The sequence below is a fragment of the Collinsella vaginalis genome, assembly GCF_900176655.1.
Taxonomy (GTDB): Bacteria; Actinomycetota; Coriobacteriia; order Coriobacteriales; family Coriobacteriaceae; genus Collinsella; species Collinsella vaginalis.
Genome location: NZ_LT838857.1, coordinates 1 through 839 on the forward strand (window position 1 = coordinate 1; position 839 = coordinate 839).

Genomic DNA, 839 nt, shown 5'->3' on the forward strand with positions numbered 1-839 from the left:
CAGCCGTTGTTTCGCTTCCCGTCGCGTCTGAGCCCGCCGACCCCGTGGGTGTCGCGGCGCAGCCGGCACCTGTCGCCAGGACGAGGGCGCAGGCCCCCACCAGCGCGGCCCGCAAAGCCGATCTCCGCGCGTCCTTTATCGTCACGTTCTCATACCAAGCCATGATGCATCCTTCCCGCTGCTGGCTTACCCGCCGCCTACGATGCGCAGGCGAGCCCCATACCGTGGGCGCAGTAATCGTCCTGCGCCATGACGTCTCCTTGGTGGTAGTAGGCCGCACGGGCGCGGCATCCGCCGCAGCCCTCGGCGAACTCGCAGCTGCCGCAGGCGCCGGAGTAGGCGCGGGTGCGCAGGCGCTTGAAGATCGGCGACGAGGCCCAGATCTCATCGAAGGGCTGCTCGCGCACGTCGCCCGCCTCGTCGACCATGTAGGCGCAGGGCCTCACGATGCCCTCGCTGCCCACCACGCAGTAGGTGAGGCCGGCCAGGCAGCCGCGGCTGAAGCGCGTCTCGACGCCCAGCTGCTTGGCCACGCGGGTGAACTGCGGGGCGCAGGTGGGCTTGACCTCGATGGAGACCTCCGTCGAGGTGTGCATGATCTGGCAGAGGAGATCCTCGTTGGCAACCACGTCGAGGGCCTCGGGCTGCACGTTCACGCCGCGGCCCACGGGGATCAGGAAGAAGATGTAGTGCGCCCGCGCGCCGAGGCGCTCGGCCTCGCGGGTGATCTCGCAGACCTCGTCGCGGTTCCACTGCAGGACGGTGGTGTGGATCTGGAACGGCAGGCCCGCGCGCCGGCAGGCCTCGATGCCGGCCATGGTGCGGTCGAAGGCGCCGGG

Annotated in this window: 1 protein-coding gene; it reads right to left on the minus strand. The window is 70.0% G+C overall.

Annotation, left to right across the window (positions count from 1 at the left end; all coding sequences use genetic code 11):
- Nucleotides 1-197: 197 nt before the first annotated feature.
- A partial coding sequence (locus CAP13_RS08685) for an SPASM domain-containing protein (RefSeq protein ID WP_143764942.1) occupies nucleotides 198-839 on the minus strand: 642 nt, incomplete at its 5' end.